The organism is Thermodesulfomicrobium sp. WS (assembly GCF_027925145.1).
Classification (GTDB): domain Bacteria; phylum Desulfobacterota; class Desulfovibrionia; order Desulfovibrionales; family Desulfomicrobiaceae; genus Thermodesulfomicrobium.
Genome location: NZ_AP027130.1, coordinates 1,522,864 through 1,542,613, shown reverse-complemented (window position 1 = coordinate 1,542,613; position 19,750 = coordinate 1,522,864). Strand labels below are relative to the sequence as shown.

At 61.4% G+C, this 19,750-nt stretch carries 13 protein-coding genes; all 13 read left to right on the top strand.

The features are described 5' to 3' along the window. Window positions 1–29: 29 nt before the first annotated feature. The 13 genes from QMF81_RS07395 (at window position 30) to QMF81_RS07335 (ending at window position 19,695) form a co-directional block, all read left to right on the top strand. Window positions 30–3,230: a chemotaxis protein CheW gene (locus tag QMF81_RS07395; protein ID WP_281750123.1), complete on the top strand. Its 3,201-nt coding sequence runs from the start codon at window positions 30–32 to the stop codon at window positions 3,228–3,230. Between the two features lie 9 nt (window positions 3,231–3,239). Beyond that, window positions 3,240–3,680: a chemotaxis protein CheW gene (locus QMF81_RS07390; protein ID WP_281750122.1), complete on the top strand. Its 441-nt coding sequence runs from the start codon at window positions 3,240–3,242 to the stop codon at window positions 3,678–3,680. Between the two features lie 13 nt (window positions 3,681–3,693). Continuing rightward, the gene (locus QMF81_RS07385; RefSeq protein ID WP_281750121.1) at window positions 3,694–4,767 is read left to right on the top strand and encodes a chemotaxis response regulator protein-glutamate methylesterase; all 1,074 of its coding nucleotides are present in this window, start codon (window positions 3,694–3,696) and stop codon (window positions 4,765–4,767) included. Window positions 4,768–4,787: 20 nt separating this feature from the next. Then, a complete protein-coding gene (locus QMF81_RS07380; RefSeq protein ID WP_281750120.1) occupies window positions 4,788–6,068 on the top strand; it encodes a CheR family methyltransferase in 1,281 nt (426 codons plus the stop codon). Window positions 6,069–6,079: 11 nt separating this feature from the next. Continuing rightward, window positions 6,080–6,892 carry a biotin--[acetyl-CoA-carboxylase] ligase gene (locus tag QMF81_RS07375; RefSeq protein WP_281750119.1) on the top strand — a complete coding sequence of 271 codons (813 nt, stop codon included), beginning with the start codon at window positions 6,080–6,082 and terminating at the stop codon, window positions 6,890–6,892. A gap of 21 nt (window positions 6,893–6,913) precedes the next feature. Continuing rightward, entirely contained in the window at window positions 6,914–10,594 is a 3,681-nt protein-coding gene (locus QMF81_RS07370) for a pyruvate carboxylase (protein WP_281750118.1), read from the top strand. Window positions 10,595–10,778: 184 nt separating this feature from the next. Then, a complete protein-coding gene (locus QMF81_RS07365; RefSeq protein WP_281750117.1) occupies window positions 10,779–14,312 on the top strand; it encodes a PEP/pyruvate-binding domain-containing protein in 3,534 nt (1,177 codons plus the stop codon). 57 nt (window positions 14,313–14,369) lie between these two features. Further along, entirely contained in the window at window positions 14,370–14,696 is a 327-nt protein-coding gene (locus tag QMF81_RS07360; RefSeq protein ID WP_281750116.1) for a hypothetical protein, read from the top strand. 20 nt (window positions 14,697–14,716) lie between these two features. Continuing rightward, complete coding sequence (locus QMF81_RS07355; RefSeq protein ID WP_281750115.1) at window positions 14,717–15,904, top strand: phosphoglycerate kinase; 1,188 nt, start codon at window positions 14,717–14,719, stop codon at window positions 15,902–15,904. A 9-nt stretch (window positions 15,905–15,913) separates the two neighbouring features. After that, on the top strand, window positions 15,914–16,663 hold the full coding sequence (gene tpiA / locus QMF81_RS07350; protein WP_281750114.1) for a triose-phosphate isomerase: 750 nt from the start codon (window positions 15,914–15,916) through the stop codon (window positions 16,661–16,663). 15 nt (window positions 16,664–16,678) lie between these two features. Beyond that, window positions 16,679–17,011 carry a preprotein translocase subunit SecG gene (gene secG, locus QMF81_RS07345; RefSeq protein WP_281750113.1) on the top strand — a complete coding sequence of 111 codons (333 nt, stop codon included), beginning with the start codon at window positions 16,679–16,681 and terminating at the stop codon, window positions 17,009–17,011. Window positions 17,012–17,146: 135 nt separating this feature from the next. Next, window positions 17,147–18,841, top strand: a complete 1,695-nt coding sequence (locus tag QMF81_RS07340; RefSeq protein WP_281750112.1) for a 2-oxoacid:acceptor oxidoreductase subunit alpha — start codon at window positions 17,147–17,149, stop codon at window positions 18,839–18,841. Window positions 18,842–18,843: 2 nt separating this feature from the next. Further along, window positions 18,844–19,695 (top strand): 2-oxoacid:ferredoxin oxidoreductase subunit beta, encoded by an 852-nt coding sequence (locus QMF81_RS07335; RefSeq protein WP_281750111.1) that lies wholly within the window; start codon window positions 18,844–18,846, stop codon window positions 19,693–19,695. The last annotated feature ends 55 nt before the right edge of the window (window positions 19,696–19,750 follow it).

Genomic DNA, 19,750 nt, shown 5'->3' with positions numbered 1-19,750 from the left:
TCTTTTTCCAAAATCCAAGGAGAAGCCTCATGATGATGGATGACGAAACTCTCGGCATGTATGTGGAAGAGGCCATGGAGCACCTCGCCGATATCGAGAATGACCTCTTGGCCATCGAACAGGCCGGAGCGGATATTGACGAGGAATTGGTCAACAAGGTCTTTCGTGCTGCCCACTCCATCAAGGGAGGCGCTGGATTTCTGGGCTTGTCCAAGATCAAGGATTTGGGGCACAAGATCGAAAATGTCCTGGACTTGATCCGCAACCGGGAGCTGACGCCGACCCCGGATGTGGTCAACATCGTGCTCCTTGCCTTCGATAAATTGCGCGACATGATCGCCTCCGCGGCCACGAGCAATGACGAGGACATCGAAAGCCACATCGCAGCGCTCACCGGCATCGTCACCGGCGGCGGCAAGCCCGCGGTCCAGACTGCGGTGGAGACTTTGGTGGATATCCAAAATCCCCAAGGGCGTTCCGTGTTCGCGGTGTCTCGTTTCGATCTCGAACAGGCGACCAAGGGAGGGAAGAATCTCTATCTCCTGGAGTTCGATCTCATTCACGACATCGAGGCCAAAAAGAAGACCGTCCTGGACATCCTCAAGAACTTGGAAACCACGGGAACCATTGTTGACGTCAAACTCGACCTGGAGGCGGTAGGCGATCTGGAAAGCGGTGATTTTTCCAATCGTATCCCGCTGTACGTGCTTTTTGCTTCCATCATCGAGGCGGACATTATGCCCGCGCTTCTGGACTTGGATCAGAGGGCCATCCATGCGGTGGACCTGGCCTCGGCCCCGGCGGCTTCGGCCCCGGAGTTCGCCCAGGAGCTTTTGGAGGTAACTCCGCCCACGCCGGAGGAGGACCGCACCGATGACCTCGTGAAAGAGCTGTTTTCGGCGGATACCCTGGCGGCAGCTGTGGGTGCGCCGGCGCCTCAACCGGGACCTGCCCCTGCGGCCCCGACGCCGCCTCGCGCACCGGAAGCGCCCAAACCTACGGCGCCGCCCAAATCTGCGCCAGCCGCGGCAGCAAGCGAGCAAGAACCAGCGTCGGCAGATGCCGCCCCTAAGCCCGGCGGCAAGACATTTACGCAGTCCGAGACCCTGCGGGTGCATGTGAGCCTCTTGGAGGACCTCATGAACCTGGCCGGAGAGTTGGTGCTCAGCCGCAACCAGCTCATGCAGGCCATCTCCTCCAACGTCCTGCATCAGATCCAGGTGGCCGGGCAGCGCATCGATTTGGTGACCTCGGAGTTGCAGGAAACCATCATGCTCACCCGCATGCAGACCATCGGCACCATCTTCAACAAGTTTCCACGTGTGGTGCGGGATCTGGCCCGTTCCTTGGGCAAGCAGATCGATCTCCAGCTGGAAGGCAACGAAGTTGAGCTGGATAAGACCATCATCGAGGGCCTGGGCGATCCCTTGACCCACTTGGTGCGCAACTCCGCCGATCACGGCATCGAGCCGCCGGAAGAGCGTATCGCCCAAGGGAAAAACCCCACGGGCACCATCCTGCTCAAGGCCTATCATGAGGCCGGGCAGGTCATCGTGGAGATCATTGATGATGGCCGTGGTCTCAATACTGCCAAAATCGTGGAAAAGGCCGTGGCCAAGGGACTCATCACCGCAGAGCAGGCCCGGGGCATGAGCGAAAAGGAGAAGGCCAACCTGATTTTCCTGCCGGGGCTCTCCACTGCGGAAAAGGTCACCGATGTCTCCGGCCGCGGTGTGGGCATGGATGTGGTGAAATCCAACCTCGATCAGCTGGGCGGCCAGGTGGATATCGAGACTGCGCCGGGCAAGGGCACCACCATCCGCATCAAGCTCCCCCTGACCTTGGCGATCATCCCAAGCCTTTTGGTCTCGGTGGGCGAGGAGCGTTTTGCCGTGCCTCAGGTCAATGTGGACGAACTCTTGCGTGTCCCGGCCCAGAGCATCGGCGAGCGCATCGAGCTGGTGGGGGATGCGGAAGTGCTCATCTTACGGGGCGAGCTCATCCCCTTGGTATATCTCTCCACGGTGCTCAATTTGGGTGACGAGTTTTCGTCGGCGGCGCGCATGGTGGGGCACGTGCTCCGCGGCGAACCGGCGCCGGAGAAGCCCGTGGACATCAACCTCGTGGTCGTGTCTGCCGGGCAGTTCCGCTATGGGTTGGTGGTGGATGAACTGCACGACTCGGTAGAGATCGTGGTCAAGCCCTTGGGCCGGCACTTCAAGGAATGCCAGGGCTATGCCGGGGCCACCATCATGGGCGATGGTCATGTGGCCTTGATCCTGGACGTCGCGGGACTGGGCCGCTTGGCGGATCTCAGCATTACTGCTGGCCTCGAGCAGAAGAGTGTTGCCTTGGCTAAGGAAGAAGCAGCCAAAGGAATCCGTGAAGACCGTATTTCGCTCTTCACTTTCCGCAACACCCCAGAAGAACATTGTGCTGTACCGTTAGATTTAGTGGCTCGGGTGGAGCTCATCCATGCTAAAGACATTGAAGAGGTTAGTGGCCGTCGGGTGATCAAATACCGTGGCGGCAGTCTCCCGGTGTTTTCTTTGGATCAAGCGGCTAATGTGGGAGTGCTCGAGCTTGCGGGCGAGCTCGTGGTCATCGTTTTTTCCATCAACGGGCACGAGATTGGTCTTTTGGCTTCCCCGCCGGTGGACGCCATGGAGCTGGACGTGGCCATCGATACCTTTACCTTGCGTCAGCCAGGTATCAGTGGTTCGGCCATCATCGGCGAACATACCACCCTTATCGTGGATATTTACGAGCTGGTGCAGACTCTGCAGCCCGACTGGTTTGTCCAGCGTGTCGCCCCGGTGTCCGATACTGGCGGCGATGGAGAAGCGGGCGTGCCCAACCTGTTGCTGGTGGAAGATTCGGAGTTCTTCCGCAATCAGGTGCGGCGATTCCTGGAGGCAGACGGCTACACTGTGGAGACAGCGGAAGACGGCCTGGTTGCCTGGAATATGCTCCAGGCAGGCCCGGATCGCTATGATCTCGTCGTCACGGACATCGAGATGCCCAACATGGATGGCTTCCAGTTGACGGAGAGGATTCGCGGCGATGCCCGTTTTACGGGACTGCCTGTGGTGGCCTTGACCTCCCTGGCCAGCGAAGAGGATCAGGCCCGAGGCAAGGCCGTGGGCATCGATGCCTATGAGATCAAGTTGGACAAAGACCGTCTGCTCCAGTCTATCTATGATTGTCTGCAACGTTACGCCGCCGCTTAAGGAGGATCCATGAAAACGCAACAAAGCGGTCAGTTGCAAATGTCGTGCTTTTATGTGGGATCCGCCCTGTGTGGCATTGATATCCGCGTTATCCAAGAAATGAACAAGCAGATGGAGATGACGCGGGTCCCAGGAGCCCCAGCGTATGTGCTCGGCATCATGAATTTGCGTGGTCGTATCGTCACCATCATCGATCTGGGAAAGAAGCTGGGTCTCGGTCAGTCGAAGAAGACGGAGCAAAGCCGTATTATTATTGTCAATTCTCGCGAAGAAAATATCGGCCTCTTGGTGGACCGTATTGCCGATGTCGTGACGACGCGATGGGAAGACGTGGAGCCGACGCCGTCCAATATCAAGGGTATTAAAGGCAAATATTTTCACGGAGTATGTAAGTCTGGAAAAGAACTCGTCGCTATCTTGGACATTGATGCCGTCCTCGCTGACGAGTAACGCGGGAGACCATATGCCCATTCGTGTTCTTGTGGTGGACGACACCATCATGTACCGGAAAGTGGTGTCGGATATTCTTGCAGAAGTCCCTGATGTGGAAGTGGTGGGCACCGCCAATAACGGCCAGATCGCCTTGTCACGTATTGCTTCGGTACAGCCGGACCTCATCACCTTGGATGTCGAGATGCCGGTGATGAACGGCTTGGAACTCTTGGAAGAAATGCAGCGCCGTGGCTTGGACGTGGGGGTTATCATGCTTTCCACCCTCACCAAGCGGGGCAGTGAAATCACGCTCCGGGCCCTGGAATTGGGGGCATTTGATTTCATCACCAAGCCTGATGCCGAGGACCGGGAGCAGGCGGTGCGGGAGTTGCGCAGCGCCCTGGTGCCGCGCATCAAGGCGTACGCCAAACGTATGGAAGTGCGGCGGCTGCTGCGCTCGCGCCCAACGCCCGCGCCGCCGACAGCCGCTCCGGCAGCCAAGCCTTCTGGAGCCCCCCTGGCGCGCCGGGTAGGAAAGTCCAAGGCTGTGGCCATCGGCATTTCCACGGGCGGCCCCAATGCCTTGGCGCAGATGCTCCCCATGCTCCCCAAATTGGGGGTGCCGATCTTTTTGGTGCAGCACATGCCGCCGGTGTTTACCAAGTCTCTCGCCGAAAGCCTGGACGCCAAATGCGCCTATACGGTGCGGGAGGCCGAGCACAACGATATCGTGGTGCCGGATACCATCTATATCGCCCCAGGGGGCAAGCAAATGCGGGTTGCCTCCGGCAGCGCCGGCCTGAAAGTCATCCAGATCACGGACGATCCGCCGGAGAACAATTGCAAACCCTCGGTGGATTACCTGTTCCGCTCCGTGGCCCGGGAGTACGGGGCTTTGGCTACCGGTGTTATCATGACCGGCATGGGCGGCGATGGCACCCTAGGACTCAAGGTAATGAAGAGCTTCGGCGCGGTCACCATTGGTCAGGACGAGGCGTCCTGCGTGGTGTATGGCATGCCGAAGATGGCCATTGAAGCAGGCGTGGTGGATATTGTTGCTCCGCTGGACCGCATTGCGGAAGAGATCGTACGCACGGTGCGTTAGGACGCCCCAACAGAACGCCTATGGTGGCCATTACTGCCGACGAAATCAGTACGCTGACCAAATATGTCTATGCCTTGTGCGGCGTGGCCCTGGATGCGAGCAAGGCATATCTTTTGGAGTCGCGCTTCAAGCCATTGCTTTCCAAGTATGGCCTGTCGTCCTACATGGAGCTCTACCAGAGGGCCGTTGCGGACAAAAGCGGGGAGATGGAAAAAGATATTGTCAGCGCCATCACTACCAATGAGACGTTGTTTTTCCGCGACAATGCTCCCTTTGAGGTCCTCAAGTACAAAATCCTCCCAGACATCATCGACGCCCGCTCCAAGGTATATGCAGGCCGGCCGATCCCCATTCGCATCTGGAGTGCGGCATGTTCCACGGGTCAGGAGGTGTATAGCATCGCCATCGCCCTCGTGGAGACCCTCGGGCGGCTCGATCGCTACCAGATCTCGATCCTCGGTACGGATATCTCCGACGAAGCCATCGCCAAAGCGAGCTACGGCAAGTACAACAAGTTTGAGATTGAACGTGGGCTCCCCATGAATGTCTTACACCGCTATTTTACGTCCACTGGAGATGGATGGCGCATCAAGGACGAGATCCGCGCCATGGCGGTATTCAAGAAATTCAATCTCATGAAGCCGTTTACCGGCCTTGGCCGTTTCGATGTGGTCTTTTGCCGTAACGTGGCCATCTACTTTACGCATCACGACAAGCGGGCGGTGTTCGAGAAGATCGCTGGCGTGCTCGAACCGGACGGTGCGCTCATCATTGGGTCCACCGAGTCCCTTTCCGGGGTGACGACAATGTTCGAGCCGCGGCGGTATATGCGCGCCGTGTTTTATCAGTTGGCTGGATCCCCGCGCCCGGCTGCCGCGAGCACAGCGCCGCCGCAGCCTGCGGCCTTTTCTGCTCCTTCTCCGCCGCGGCCGGTGGCTGCGCCCCGCCCGTCTTTGGCCAGTACCTCCCGGCCTGCCGCGGCGCCCCTGGGAGCGTCCGCCGCCGCTATGCCGAAAACGCCGGCAGCGCCTGCCTCGACTCCGCCGTCACCAGGCGCGACCACGGTGCGGCCGCCGCAGGCTGCGCCCCCGTTGCCGCGGGACCCTGAAACGCTCGCTGTGTCCCCCCCTGCGCCAGCACCTGTGGAGCAGGAGGCTGCGGCGCGTCCTGCCCCGCCGCGCCGCCAGGCTCCGCCGCCCCCAACCCGGCGCCTGCCCCCGCAAGGACCGCCGGCGGACAAGGTGGCCTTGAAGAAGCTGCTCCTGCAAAAGAAAGCCGCAAAGCAGGCGGGCACTGCCTGATGCCTCTCTGTGTGGATTGGGATGACGATGCCTTGGGCGCACCGCTGCGCCCCGAAGACTCGTTGTGGCAGGCCATGGGATGTGCGGATCCTGGCTGGCCTGGCCCGGAACGGGTGAGGGTGCTTGCGGCCTGTTCTTCGACCTTGGACGTGGCGTGGCAGTTGGTGCGGCGCGGAGAGCTTGCCCCGTGGGATTCGGTGCTATGCGCCCGCCAATGGGCAGGCCGAGGACAGATGCGGCGGTCGTGGACTTCTCCTCCGGGAAACCTCTACGCCAGCGTGCGGTTGCCGAACCTCCCTTCTGCCTGGGTGCCGCTGGTCTCCCTCATGGTGGGGTTCGGGATACGCCAAGGATTGGGGCAGGAAGCCGTGCGTCTCAAGTGGCCCAACGATCTGGTTTTGGAAGGGAAGAAACTCGGCGGGATCCTCCTGGAAGAGCGCGACGGCGTGCTCGTGGCCGGTATTGGCATCAATCTTGTTTCCGCCCCGCCAATCGAGGAGCTTCGATCCGAAGCAGCTCTTCCCGCAGGGAGGCTTCCCGCGCCGTGCCCGCCGGTTTTGGCCCTGTGGCGGCAACTTGTGCACGGGCTTCGTCTCTGCTACGAGACGATCCCTGCCTCCATGAGTCCTGCGGCGTGGTGTTCTTCCCTTTCTTCCTGTCTGGCCTGGCATGGCCAATGGGTTCAGGTCGAAGATCATCGATCATCGATTTGTGGTGTTCTCTGCGGTGTGGCCGAGGACGGGGCCTTGCGGTTGGCGCTTCCTGGAGGCGAAGAGGCGCGGATCACCAGTGGATCGCTGCGACCTCTGTCCCCTAACTCATAGAGCGATTTTGAGGAGAAAGAGATGGCGCGCACCTTCGATGCGGTTGTCGAGGAACTTCGTGGGAAAAAGATCTTGGTGGCCAACCGGGGGATCCCGGCGCGGCGGATCATGCGTTCCATCAAGGAAGTTTTCCATGCAGTGCCTCTGGTGACGGCCACGGATGTGGACAAAACCGCACCCTATACAGCTTCAGCCCATGAACTTTTGCTTTTGGGCGAAGACCACCGGGCGTATTTGGACATCCAGACCATTGTGGCCAAGGCCAAAGCCAAAGGGGTTATTGCCATCCATCCCGGGTGGGGGTTTGCTTCCGAAGACGACAACTTCCCGAGGGTCTGTGCGGAGGCGGGCATTGTCTTCATCGGCCCCACGGCCGAGGCCATGCGGCTTTTGGGGAACAAGGTCGAAGTGCGGCGACTTGCCAAAAGCCTAGATATCCCGGTGGTGCCTGGCTCCGAGGGGGCGGTGAGTATTGAGGAAGCCCGAGAGGTGGTCCGGCAGCTGGGCTTGCCGGTCATGCTCAAGGCCGAAGGCGGCGGCGGCGGCCGGGGCATTTACGAGGTGTTCGACGAAGGGCAACTGGAAGACTCCTTCATCAAGGCCTCGGCCTTGGCGCAGGCCTCCTTCGGCAACCCCCGGCTCTATGTGGAGCGACTGCTCACCTCGGTGCGTCACATCGAAATCCAGGTGATCGCCGACAAGTACGGCAATATCTTCGCCTTTGATGAGCGCGACTGCACCATTCAGCGCAATCATCAGAAACTGGTGGAGATCACCCCCTCCCCGTGGCCGGGCATGACACCGGCGCTGCGCGCCCAGCTCAAGGACTACGCCCGTCGCTTGGTGCAGGCCGTGGGCTATTTCTCCTTGTGCACGGTGGAGTTTCTGGTGGACCGCGAGGGGCGACCGTACCTCATCGAGGTCAATACGCGTCTGCAGGTGGAGCACGGCATCACCGAGTGCCGCTACGGCATCGACCTCGTGGAAGAGCAGATCGCCGTGGCCTTTGGCGCCGAACTGCGGCTGCGGGAAGAAGAAATCCTGCCGCATAGCTGTGCCATCCAGGTGCGTATCAATTGTGAGGACCCGCGGCAGAAATTCGCCCCCAACTCCGGTCGGATCACCCGCTACATCTCGCCTGGCGGCCCAGGGATTCGAGTGGATTCGTGCGTGAGCAGCGGCTATGAATTTCCCTCGCAGTATGACTCGGCGGCGTCGCTGCTCATTGCGTATGGTCGGGATTGGAACAAGGTGCTGGGGACCTTGGAGCGGGCCTTGGGCGAGTACATTGTCGGCGGGCTCAAGACCACCATCCCTTTCCACCGGCAGGTGATCGCCCATCCCCGCTTCCGCAGCGGCGACTACGACACCACCTTTGTGGATACCACTCCCGAACTCATGGACTACCGGGATCCAGAGCCGGAGGCCATGCGTCTGGCCCGCTTGGTGGCGGAAATTTCCGCCAAGGGGTATAATCCGTATTTGAAACTGGGCGAATACCGCACCCGCGACAGCGTTCGCATCGGTCCTTTCCGGCCGAGCCTGCCGCGCATCGAGCCGGAATACTACCGCTATCCCTACCCGCGCGGAGATCGCGACGCCATCCTCGATTTCATTCGTGATTCCGGGTACGTGCATTTTTCTGACACCACGTGCCGTGACATCACCCAGTCCAACTCCGGCAACCGCTTCCGCTTGGCCGAGGACCGCATCATTGGTCCCTACTTGGACAATTGCGGGTTCTTCTCCTTGGAAAACGGCGGCGGTGCCCATTTCCACGTGGCCATGCTCGCCAACATGACCTATCCCTTTACCGAGGCCAAGGAGTGGAACGCCTTTGCCCCCAAGACCCTCAAACAGATCCTCATTCGTTCCACCAATGTGCTCGGCTACAAGCCCCAGCCGCGCAACCTCATGCGCCGCACCGGCGAGATGATCTGCGAGCACTACGACGTCATCCGCTGTTTCGATTTTCTCAATCACATCGAAAACATGCGCCCGTTTGCGGAAGTGGCGCTCGCCTCGAGGAAGAATATCTGGGAGCCGGCCATCTCGCTCTCGTGGGCCCAGGGGTTTGACGTGCCGCACTATCTGGGCGTGGTGGAGGAGATCATCGCCATGACCGCCGAAGTGGCGGGGTGTTCCAAGAAAAAAGCGGAAAAGCTCATTATCCTTGGGCTCAAGGACATGGCAGGGGTGTGTCCGCCCCGGTTCATGACCGAGCTCGTTTCCGCCCTCCGCAAGGCCTATCCGGAGCTCGTGATCCATTATCATCGGCACTACACGGATGGACTCTTCGTACCTGCAGTGGCGGCGGCCGCCAAGGCCGGAGCCCATATCGTCGATACCGCCATCGGTGCGGCGGTGCGCTGGTATGGCCAGGGGGAGGTGCTCTCCACCGCGGCCTACATCGAAGAGCTGGGCATGAAGACCAATCTCAACAAAGAGATGATCCGTACTGCGGGCTTTGTGCTCAAACAGATCATGCCCTACTACGATCGCTACACCGCGCCGTATTTTCAAGGCATCGATTATGACGTCGTCGAGCATGGAATGCCGGGAGGGGCCACATCGTCCTCGCAGGAAGGGGCGATGAAGCAGGGATATATTCATCTGCTGCCGTACATGCTCAAGTTCCTGGCCGGGACGCGCAAAATCGTACGCTACCACGACGTGACTCCTGGGTCGCAGATTACCTGGAATACGGCGTTTCTGGCGGTGACCTGCGCCTTCAAACGCGGTGGACGCAAGGCGGTGCGGCGGCTTTTGCATGTGCTCGATCAGGTTGTAAATACGCCGGAAGATCAGGTTTCCGAGGAGCTGCGTCGCGACCGCCTCATGATCTATCAGGACGCCAACGACGCCTTCCGCGACCTCTTGCTTGGAAAGTTCGGCCGCCTGCCCTTGGGGTTCCCGCCGGATTGGGTGTACGCCTCCGCCTTTGGTCCCGACTATGCGGAGGCCCTGGCGCGGCGCACGGAGCGCTCTCCCTTGGTGAACCTGGCGGACGTGGATATCGCCGCCGAGACCCGCGCCTTGACTGAGCACATTGGCCGGGCGCCCACGGAAGAAGAGCTCATCATGTACCTCAATCATCCCGGCGACGCCCTCAAGACCATCCAATTCGTGCGCACGTACGGCGATCCCAACAACTTGCCGCTGCATGTCTGGTTCGAGGGATTGCGGGTGGGCGAGAAGCTCCTTTTCCGCGACAGCCTCGGCAAGCACCATGAGCTGGTGATCACGCATATCGCCCGCCCTGACGACCACGGCATGAGCCTGGTTGCCTACAGTCTCGATTCCGAGTTTTTCAGCATGCAGGTGAAGGTGGCGGAAGGCACGGCCAAGGACGAGGGCGGCGTGGAGATGGCGGATCCCAACAATCCCTATCATGTGGCTGCCCCATCCAATGGCGACCTCTGGGTCATGCACGTGAAGCCAGGGGATCTGGTCAAAAAAGGCGAAGAGATCTGCAATATCTCCATCATGAAGCAGGAAAAGGCCGTGCTCGCACCCGTGGATGGCATGGTGGAACGCGTGCTGAAATTCGCGGACTTTCATGAGGACAAGAAGATGGTGCCGGTCAAGGAGGGGGAACTCCTGGTGGTATTGGTCCCCGCCCCCAAGAAATGTCCCACGTGCGGCATGGCGGTCACGCGGGAGGAGTACCGCTTCTGCCCCGGATGTGGTCAGAAGGTGTAGTGCGCGCGAGGAAATTTTCTCCTCAAGCTGCCCTTTTGGGTGTCGTCAAGGTCTGGCGTGCGAGTGATTTTTGTGGCAGAGTTTGCGGGAAAGATGCTGGCACCCGCAGTCCAAAGGAGTGCACATGGCCAAAAAAGCCCAAAAAACCCAAACCCCTTCCACGGAGCAGGCACAAGGAGCCGCTATGGATATGGAACAGACAGAGGCCCTGAAGGCCCAGCTGGTGCTCACCGGCAAGGATATCGTTGCCATTGGTGAGGAGGCCGAGCTTCTCGTTGGCGGAAAAAACTACAACACCGCCATCATCAGTACCATCGACGGTATTCGTGCGCCGCAATTTCGGGCCATTTCTTCCATCGCTTTCCATAAAATCCTTGACGAGACCAAGGTCAATGCTGCGGTGGTGCGCGCCACGGTGGACCGTGCGTATGAGTCCGTGGATTGGTCCTCGCCGGAGGTGAACAAGGACGCCGGTTTCTTGCAGAAGTTCGTCCGCCGCATTGCCCAGGAGATTCGCGAACATCCCAAGCGCCATGAAGGCACGCTCATCCGCCTGCGCACCTTCGTCAACAACGTGGTGGAGGGATTTGCGGTTTCTCCCGAAGGCATCGATCAACTGCGCAAGCGCTCGGTGCTGGTGCAGGCCGCCATCCTTTCCGTGGATTTGCCCAAGGAAGTGGAAATGGCGGTGCGTCAGGCCTATCAGGATATCTGCCGGGAGGCGGGGCTGGAGAACGAGCCCGTGGCGGTGCGCTCCTCTGCCGCGGGAGAGGACAGCCGCAAAAAGGCCTTTGCCGGTCTTCAGGATACCTATCTCAATATCGTGGGTGAAAACGACGTGGTGCAGGCCTACCACTGGGATTGCGCCTCGGCGTACAACCTGCGCTCCATGACCTACCGCCGTGAGGCCATCTTGGATGCCGTGGCCCGGGCGGAACAGACCGGCGACGACTCCATTGCCATCAAGGCCAAGCAGGAGTGGGCCATCGAGAATACGTCTCTGTCGGTGTGCATCATGCGCATGATCAACCCGGTGATCTCGGGTACCGCCTTTTCCGCGGACACGGCCACCGGTTGCCGCGGCACCAGCCGCAATGACTTGGTCTCCATCGACGCCAGCTACGGTCTGGGCGAGGCGGTGGTGAGCGGCATGGTGACTCCGGACAAATTTTACGTGTACCAGCGCGAAGACGGCCAGGAAGTGGTCATCCGCTTCATGGGCTGCAAAGACAAGCGCATCGTGTACAAAGAGTCGGGCAAGGGCACCAAGGTGGAGCCTGTGCCCGAGGAGATGGTCTACCGCTGGTCCCTTTCGCTTGCCCAGGCCGAGGCCGTGGCCAAGGGGGTGCGCCGCATCAGTCAGGCCTACGGCGGTATGATCATGGATTCGGAGTTCTGCATCGACCAGTGGGATCGGTTGTGGTTCGTGCAGGCCCGGCCTGAGACCCGCTGGAACGAGGAGTTGGAAAAGCATCCGCACTCCATCTTCATGCGCCGCAAGGAAGTGGACCCCACGGCTTTGTCCCGGGCCGAAGTGCTGCTGGAGGGCAATGGCGCCTCCCGCGGCGCAGGCCAGGGCAAGGTGCGGTTTTTGCGCTCCGCCCTGGAGCTCAACAAGATCAACAAGGGCGACGTGCTCGCCGCAGACCGCACCGACCCGGACATGGTGCCGGGCATGCGCATCGCCTCGGCCATTTTGGCCGATGCCGGCGGGGACACCAGCCACGCGGCCATCACCTCGCGCGAGTTGGGCATTCCGGCGGTTATCGGCATCAAGCGTCTCGAAAAGCTGCGGGCCTTGGACGGTCATGAGGTGACGGTGGATGGCTCGCGCGGCAAGGTGTACCGGGGGATTTTGCCCTTGGTGGAAGTGGGCGGGGAAATCGATGTGAGCAAACTCCCGCCCACCAAGACCAAGATCGGCCTGATCCTTGCCGATGTGGGCCAATCCATGTTCCTCTCCCGTCTGCGCGACGTGCCGGATTTCGAAGTGGGGCTGCTGCGGGCCGAGTTCATGCTCGGCAATATCGGCGTGCATCCCTTGGCGCTGGAGGCCTACGACCGGGGGACTTTGCAGCAGACGGTCCAGGCCAAGCTCGCGGAGATGGAACAAGACCTCACCAAGCTGCTTGCCGAGCAGATGGCTTCGGGCATTGCCACGTTGGATATCAAGCTGCGGGCCTATGTGGGCATGGTGACCGAGCTCTCCCGCCAAATGGAGGAGCTCACGGAACGGGAAGGTTCCAAAGGCACGGACGAGGTGCTCGCCTTGCACCGCCAGCTGCGCGAGCTCGACAAACGTTTGGATGTGCATTTGGAGTACGCCACCCAGCGCCTGGAGACCCTCAAGACCTCCAATGACTTGGCGACCCACGTGGCCATCATCATGGGCTATGCCGACGAGTTGGAATCCTTGGGGAGCGACCCGGCTTCCCAGCGCCGTCGCGCCGAGATCGAAGAGAGCATCCAGGCCCAGGTGGCGCGCATCAAAGACGATCCCATGGTGCAGGATGTCCTAGCGCGCATTACCGCCTTGCGCGAGGACGTGGCGCGCAAGGCGGGACTTGCCCAGGAGATGGAGTTCGTGCGCACCTTGCCCCAGAAGATCGCAGAAATCTTGCGTTCCCGTGGGGTGCGCAGCGGCAAGGAGCTCTATGTCCAGGGCCTTTCTCAGGGGCTGGCGCTTTTTGCCATGGCCTTCCACGGCCGGCCCATCGTCTACCGCACCACGGACTACAAGACCAACGAATACCGCAACCTCTTGGGCGGCTCCCTGTTCGAGGCCTACGAGGACAACCCCATGCTCGGCTACCGCGGCGTGTCCCGCCAGGTGCACGATTGGGAGATCGAGGCCTTCAAGCTGGCCCGCGGGGTGTACGGCGGCACCAACCTCCATCTCATGCTGCCCTTCGTGCGCACCCTGGAGGAGGCCCGCTCCATGAAGCGCTACTTGGCGCAGGTGCACAATTTGCGCTCGGGCGATCAGGGGCTCAAGCTCATCCTCATGAGCGAAATTCCGAGCAACGCCATTCTCGCCAAGGAGTTCATCAAAGAGTTCGACGGATTCTCCATCGGCTCCAACGATATGACCCAGCTTGTCCTGGGCACGGACCGGGACAACTCGCGGTTGCGTCACATCTACGACGAGGAAGACCCGGCGGTGGTATGGGCCATCCTCACCACCATCTTTACGGGCCAGAAGTACGGCAAAAAGATCGGTTTCTGCGGCCAGGGGGTTTCCAACTCCAAGATCGTGCGCGGGCTGGTGTGCATTGCGGGCATTGTCTCGGCCTCGGTGGTGCCGGACACCTACCAGCAGACCAAGTTCGACGTGGCGGAAGTAGAGGCGGAGAACATCCCCGTGGAACGCTTGGGCGCGTGGATCTCGGAACAGCACTTGGCCCGGCTCCACACCTTGATGCAGGAGAACCACTACGGACATATCCTCAAGAAGAACACCTCCGCCGCGGACCTCATGGACTGGTATGAAGGCGAGCTCGCCCGGCTCCACGAGCAACTCCAGAACCATTTGGGCACGATGAAGGAAGACTTCTACCGTCAGGAACTCAATAGTTTCCGGCGTATCTTCCACAAGCCGGTGATTTACGCCAATTGGGACTGGGCACGCACGGTGGAGGATGCCCTGCATCAGGCGGGCTTTGCCTCCTTTGCGGAGCAGGCGGAAGCCCTTGCCCGGCAGCGCGAAACACAATGGTAGAACGTGGGGAGGCCCAAGCGGCCTCCCCACTGGTGGAAGACTCTCCAAGGAGTTCGTATGTGGCGCTTGGCCGTGATGGTGCTGATGATGGGTCTTGTGGGCTGCACGCAGGAAGCGCAGAACCAACTGGGCCGAGCCATTCAGAACTGGACCGGGACCAATGGTGTTTTGGAAATCTATGCCGGCAGCACCTTGGTCAAACGGTTTTTGCAGATCGACAAGCTCTCCACTGCCATGGGTACTTCGGACCGTAACGCCCGAGAGTACCGTTTCGGGTATGGCGTGCTCGATGCCAATCTCAATGGCGTTGCCGATCCTGGAGAGCGGCGCATCTATTTTGAAGTCTCCAATTATTGTACGTACGTTTTTTATGAACAGCCCTAAAACCGTGGGGGGAGGTCGCCATGTTGTTTTTGCAGGACGTTTCTCTGGCCGGTGCGCGGGTGCTCCTTCGCGTGGACTACAATGTACCGCTCAAAGACGGTCACATTGTTGACGACAATCGCATCGTGCAAAGCCTTCCCACGGTGCGGCACATTCTTGATGCCGGAGCGAGCCTCATCATCTGCTCGCATTTGGGCCGCCCCAAAGGGGCCGTGGATCCAGCCTTTTCCCTCGCCCCGGTGGCTGAGCGCCTGAGCGCGCTTGTCAATCGGCCCGTGGAGCTCGTCCCGGAAGTGGTGGGACCGCAGACGAGCAGCCGGGCGGCACAGCTTCGCCCCGGTGAGATCCTCATGCTGGAAAACCTGCGTTTCCATCCTGGGGAAACCAAAAACGACCCGGAATTCAGCCGGCAATTGGCATCGCTTGCCACGGTGTACGTCAATGACGCCTTTGGGGCCTCGCACCGGGCCCATGCCTCGGTGGTAGGGGTGACGGAGTTTGTGGACGTGTGCTGCGGTGGATTGCTGCTGGAAAAGGAGTGGCGCTATCTCGGCGAGGCCCTCAAGGACCCCAAGCGGCCCTTCGTGGCCGTCATCGGCGGGGCCAAGGTTTCCACCAAGCTGGGGATCCTCCACAATCTCCTTTCCCGGGTGGACGCGCTCATCGTGGTGGGCGCCATGGCGAACACCTTCCGCAAGGCCCAGGGCTTTGCCGTGGGGACTTCATTGGTGGAAGACGACCTGGTGGAGGAGGCCGCGCAGATCATGCTCGCGGCCAAGGAGCGTGGGGTGCGTTTCTATCTGCCCGTGGACTACATCGTGGGCACCGACCCCAAGGCCACGACCCCGCTTGGGGTGTGCACCTATCAGGACGTCCCGGACAACGCCATGGTCCTGGACAGTGGTCCGGCTTCGCACACCTTGTTCTCCGAGGTGGTGCGGGATGCGGGCACTGTGGTGTGGAACGGTCCTTTAGGGGCTTTTGAGAATCCGGTCTTTGCCCAGGGCACGGAGAATTTCTGTCGCGTGGTGGCAGCGCTTCCGGGCCTCACCATTGTAGGCGGTGGAGACACCAATGTCGTCATCCAACGCCTCGGCTTGACCGAAAAATTTTCCTTCATTTCCACCGGTGGCGGGGCGTTTTTGGAGTTTCTCGAAGGCAAGACCCTGCCGGCCTTTGCCGCCCTGGAAGCCAAAGCCCGCCGCTAAGGAGCGTGTATGCCGAAACTCATCGCTGCCAATTGGAAGATGTACAAGACCTTGGCCGAGGCCGAGACTACGGCCCGGGAACTGGCCGCCACCCTTGCCAGCCGCATCCCTGCGGGGCGCGAGGTGCTGGTCTGCCCGGTCTTTGTGCACCTGCCTGCCTTGGCCAGGACCCTGCAGGGGGCAGACATCCGGCTTGGCGCGCAAGATCTGTACCCCGCCAAGGAAGGGGCCTTTACCGGTGAGGTGGCGCCGCGCCAGCTTCTGGATGTGGGCTGCACCTATGCCCTGGTGGGGCATTCGGAGCGTCGGCATGTGCTTGGCGAAAGCGACGCCTTCGTGGCGCAGAAGACCGCCTTTGGCCTGGGGGAGGGACTTCAGATCATCTTGTGCATCGGCGAGACCTTGGACGAGCGCCGAGCCGGGCAACTGGAAACCGTGCTCGCGCGGCAGATCACCTCTGCCGTGGCGCGTATCCCTCAGGATGGGGCGGCGCGGCTCACCATTGCCTACGAGCCGGTGTGGGCCATTGGCACTGGGGAAGTCGCCACCCTGGAGGACATCCACGCCGCCCACGCCGTGGTGCGGCGCCTACTTGCGGAGAGCTTGGGTGAGGCAGGCCGCAGCGTGCGTATCCTGTATGGCGGCTCCGTCAAGCCGGACAACGCCGGCGCCATTCTTGGACTTGACAATGTGGATGGCGTCCTCGTAGGCGGCGCGAGCCTTGAGGCGTCAAGTTTTAGCAAAATCGTTTTGGCCTGAGGCTACGGAGGATTCGTGAACCCACTTATCGTGACGATTCATATTCTTGCCTGCATCACCTTGGTGGTGCTGGTGCTGTTGCAATCGGGCAAAGAAGGCATGGGCGTGATCTTTGGCGGGGGCAGTTCTTCGCTTTTCGGCGCTTCCGGCGCTGGGGGCCTTTTGGGCAAGATTACCGCCGGGGCGGCAGTGGTCTTCTTCCTCACCACCATGACCTTTACGTATCTCAGTGCCCAGCAGCACACCAAACCCAAGGAATCCGTGGTGCTGGAGGCCCCGGTCACCCCGGAGCCCCAGACTCCCGTGCCCACCGCGCCTGGGCCCGCCGCGCCCACACCGGCGCAGTAATCCGCGACCCCGCCACCGTGGCGGGGTTTGCGTTTTCTTGAAGTCAGAAATTTTTTCGCTCGCTTCTTGCCCAACACCGGGGCCCTATGGCATGGGGCGCAGGAGTGAGAACCTCAAATGTCAAGGAGGAAACTCGTGCCTGTGTCCTGTAATCTCATCATAGGTGGCGCCGCGGGCCAGGGGTTGGACTCTGCGGCCCTGATGCTGGCAAGGGCGCTCGTGCGCTCAGGGTGGTTCGTCCTGGCGGCCCAGCACGTCATGAGCCGGGTGCGCGGCGGCCACAACAACGTCCGGCTGCGCATCGCCGCAGAGCCCATCGAGGCCCCGGCGGATACCTTTCACCTCCTTGCGGCCATGACCGAAGAATCCGTGGCGCTGCATCGGGGCCGGCTTGCGCCCGGGGCGGCGATCCTGGCCGATAGTGCCTGGAAGCTGCCTGCCGAGGCCGGTCTTCTGGAGGTCCCGTTTCATGATCTGGCCCGCCGTCCGGTATTCCAGAATACCGTGCTCTTGGGGGTGATCTCGGCGTTTCTGGGCCTTGAGGAATCGGTCCTGGCGGAGCTTTTGCGCGAGCAGTTCGCTGCCAAAGGTGAAGACACGGTGGCCGCCAATCTCGAGGCCTTGCACAACGGCCGCCAGTGGGGCGAGGCGGCGGGGGTGCGACTTCCCATGCCTGATCCCGCCCCGGCAGCGCAGCCGCGGTTGGTGGTGAACGGTAATCAGGCGGCCTGTCTGGGTGCCGTGGCCGCAGGGGTGGGGTTTTGCGGCTACTACCCCATGAGTCCGTCCACGTCGTTGTCCGAGGCCCTGGCCTGGGCCGGGGCGGATGCCGGCATCGTGGTGGAGCAGGCCGAGGACGAGATCGCTGCGGCCAACATGGCCGTGGGCGCGGCCTACGGTGGGGCGCGGGCCATTGTGCCCACCTCGGGAGGCGGCTTTGCCCTCATGACCGAGGCCGTGAGCCTGGCCGGGGTCATGGAAGCGCCGGTGGTGTTCTTTGTGGCCCAGCGCTCAGGCCCGGCCACCGGGCTTCCCACCCGCACCGAACAGGCGGATTTGGACCTGGTGCTCTATGCAGGGCACGGAGAGTTTCCCCGGGCGGTTTTGGCCCCGGATGGCCCGGAGAGCCTCTTCCGGCTCACCTACCAGGCCTTTGCCATGGCCGAACGCGCCCAGACGCCGGTGTTCGTGCTTTCCGATGAGTTTTTGGCCGATGGGCTCTTTACCGCAGCGCCTTTTTCCGTGGAGGGGCTGCCGCCGATCACCGAGCCGGACCTCTCCGACACCGACCCTGAGGGGTATGAACGCTATAGCCTGCGCATGGGCCCGGTGCCGCCGCGGCGCATCCCCGGCGCCGGCAGATCCCTGGTACTCTGGGACTCCCACGAGCACGAGCCAAGCGGCCATATCACCGAATCGGCGGAAATCCGCGTGGCCCAGCAGAATCGGCGGCTCCACAAGCTTTCGGTGCTCAAGGAACAGGTGGTCCCGCCCACCTATCACGGCCCAGAAAACCCGGATACGCTGCTGGTGTCCTGGGGAAGCCCCAACGGTGCGGTGCGCGAGACCGTAAGCACCCATGAGGGGCCGGGCACACTGGCCGCCCTCACCTTTACCCAAGTATGGCCGCTCATTCCCGAGACCTTCCTGCCGTATCTCACGGCAGCGCGCCGCGTGGTGGTGGTGGAAGGCAACAGCACCGGACAGTTTGCCCGGCTGCTCACCTGGGCGGCGGGCTTTTCGACGCCGCACGCCATCCGGCGCTACGATGGCCGGGCCATGACGGTACAGTATATTCGTCAGGGGCTGCGTTCCCTGCTGGAGGAATAACCATGCTGGATACAACGATTTATGGTGCGTTTCCGACCTCTTGGTGCCCAGGGTGCGGCAATCACGACATCCTGGCGGCCCTCAAGACGGCGCTGGCGCGGCTTGAGCTTGCGCCACACCAATTCGCCCTGGTCTCGGGCATCGGCCAGGCGGCCAAAGCCCCCCATTACCTGCGCTGCAATGGATTTGCCGGGCTCCATGGTCGGGCCCTGCCTGCGGCCCAGGCCCTCAAGCTGGTTCAGCCCGAGCTCACGGTACTCGTGGAGTCAGGCGATGGCTGCACCTATGGCGAAGGCGGCAATCACTTTTTGGCCGCTATCCGCCGCAACGTCGATATCACTCTGCTCGTGCACGACAACCAGATCTATGGCCTCACCAAAGGCCAATCCAGCCCCACGACCATGGTGGGACACAAGACCAAAAACCAGCCTCTGGGTGTATTGGATATGCCCTTCAACCCCGTGGCCGTGGCCGTGGCCATGGGATGCTCCTTTGTGGCGCGCTCCTTTTCCGGCCTCAAGGAACACCTGGCTGAGACCATTGTACAGGCGGTGCGGCATCCGGGCTTTGCCTTGGTGGACATTATGAGCCCGTGCATCTCCTTCAACAAGGTCAACACCTTTGCCTGGTACAAGGCCCGCTGCCAGGAGATCCCCGCCTCCCACGACCCTACGGACCAGGAAGCCGCCATGCGCCTGGCATGGGAGTTTGGGGAGCGCATCCCGGTGGGGGTGCTCTTGAAGCGGCCATCCACGCCGAAGGACCAGATTTTGCCAGTCTGCCAGCAGGGGCCGCGCTACCGCCATAAGCCGGATCCAGCGGTGCTCTCGCGCCTCATGGCTGCCTTTGCCTAAGGGTTGCCAAGGGGTGGGGAGGCCAGGTAGCGGTGGTGGGTCATGCCAAGCATGG